This window comes from Trueperaceae bacterium (assembly GCA_036381035.1).
Taxonomy (GTDB): Bacteria; Deinococcota; Deinococci; order Deinococcales; family Trueperaceae; genus DASRWD01.
Window position 1 is genome coordinate 1 of the sequence record DASVDQ010000035.1, and the last position, 2,140, is coordinate 2,140.

The following is a 2,140-nucleotide window of genomic DNA, read 5'->3' on the forward strand; positions in this document are numbered from 1 at the left end:
CAGCGAGCGGGACTACCGCACTGGGCTCCTGTCATGGATGTGTGGCGGCGAACCGCACGTCAGGCCACGGGTGCACGATCTTGGTCTTGGGCAGGTAGCGGCTGGCGATGCGTTTCATGCGCTCCCAGGTGACCCGGTTTCTCTGGCTGCGGCGGCGCAGAGCGTGCCGCCAGTGCCGGATTGCCTGTTCCCGGAAGCTCCGTACCGCTTTGGCGTTGCCGGGCACGGCGTAGTACGCCTGGTGCCCGGCGATCACCGATGCCAGCCAGCGTCCCTGTTCGGGGACGGGCAGGTGACGGCGGCGTGTCAGCTCGGTTTTCACCTGCTTCAGCTTGGCCGTCATCTTCTTGGTGTCCGTGACCCGCTGGACCCAGAACCGTCCTCCCCTGGAGAGCCGGGCGATGTGCCGGAACCCCAGGAACGTGAACGTCTCCGGCTTCCCCTCGCCCCGCGCCTTCCGGTTGCAGGCCGCGTGCGGCCCGAACTCGATCAGCCGGGTCTTGTCCGGGTGCAGCTCCAGGGAGAACTTCGCGAGCCTGCCGCGCAGTTCCCCCAGGAACCTCTCAGCGTCGTCCTGGTACTCGAACCCCACGATGAAGTCATCAGCGAAGCGGACGATTACCACGTTCCCGCGCGCGTGATGCTTCCTCCACCATTCGGCCCACAGGTCCAGGGCGTAGTGCAGGTAGACGTTCGCCAGCAGGGGCGAGATCGATCCGCCCTGCATGGTTCCCTCCCCGCTGTCGGACCACTGCCCGTCCTCGATCACCCCTGCGCTCAGCCATTTCCCGGCCAGCCGCAGGACCCTCTCGTCCGCGATCCGGTGCCGGAGGAACTTCACCAGCCACCCTCGGTCAAGGTGGTCGAAGAAGCCGCGGATGTCCGCGTCCAGCACCCAGTTCACCTTCGTCCCGAGCCCGGCCGCCAGCGCGTCCAGCGCATCATGCTGGGAGCGTCCCGGCCGGAACCCGTAGGAGAACCCCTTGAAGTCCGCCTCGTAAACCGCGTTCAGCACCTCGCCGACGGCCCGCTGGACGATCTTGTCTTCCAGCGACGCGATGCCGAGCGGCCGCAGCCGCCCGTCCGCCTTCGGGATGTAAACGCGGCGCGACGGCACCGCCCGGTACTTCCCCGACTGCACCCGTTCGTGCAGGCCCCGCAGGTTCTCCTGCCAGTCCTGCTCGTACTCCGCCCAGCTCACCCCGTCCGTCCCCGGCGCCGCGTCCTTCTTCAGGCCGTCGAACGCCAGCACCAGCCGGTGAAAGCTGACATGGTGCAGCAACGCGGTGAACCGCGCATCCTTGTCCTTCCGCGCGACCTCGCGCACACGGTCCAGCCCACTTGACACGCCAGGCCCGGCACTGCGTCCGGGGCGTGTTTCACCAGCCGTGTTCTCCATAACTCAGTCCCTTTCCTCCCCTGCCTCCTCAGCCGCAGCCTCGTTCGGCAGGCTCACGGGTACTACGAACTGATCCGACTTCCCGCACCCGTCCATCCCCGGATTACCGCCTCAGCGTTCCCGGAGCGGCCCGCCCGCAGACCACCCGGGCGGGCAGGCACGGGACCTCCCGGTTCTCGTGCATGAAGGTTCCGCGCATGCTCAGGTTCTCCGACCGCGCGGGGCCCCCCGGCGACTCGCGATAACGCCGCCAGCGGTGTTGCCTCCCGCTTCATCCGACAGCGTCGGCACCCCGGTCTTGTGGATTTCGCGGCTCAATAGCCCGGCCTGCGCGTGCCCCTGTCAACGCTTCGCCACGCCTCTCACGAGACGCCGCGCATGACTCGGGGTCACCGTGGGTCGCTAGCCCTTCGATGTAGAGCTCTTCCATCTCCTCCTTCATGCCGGTTTATCCCGGCGCACCGGATGACCCACAATAACGAAAAAGGCCCTACAGGGTGCGGGGCAAAGTGGGGCAGAGTATCGCAATCTGAATGACCCTGCGGGCCGCTGACGGTCGCGGTAGGGACCGCCCTCACGGGCGGCCCCCCGCGCAGATCCCAGCGAGCGGGACTACCGCACTGGGCTCCTGTCATGGATGTGTGGCGGCGAACCGCACGTCAGGCCACGGGTGCACGATCTTGGTCTTGGGCAGGTAGCGGCTGGCGATGCGTTTCATGCGCTCCCAGGTGACCCGGTTTC

1 protein-coding gene is annotated in these 2,140 nt (G+C 67.4%); it reads right to left on the reverse strand.

The window, feature by feature from the left end:
- Positions 1 to 31 precede the first annotated feature (31 nt).
- On the reverse strand, positions 32 to 1,327 hold the full coding sequence (ltrA, locus tag VF202_05545; protein HEX7039557.1) for a group II intron reverse transcriptase/maturase: 1,296 nt from the start codon (positions 1,325 to 1,327) through the stop codon (positions 32 to 34).
- Positions 1,328 to 2,140: the final 813 nt, after the last annotated feature.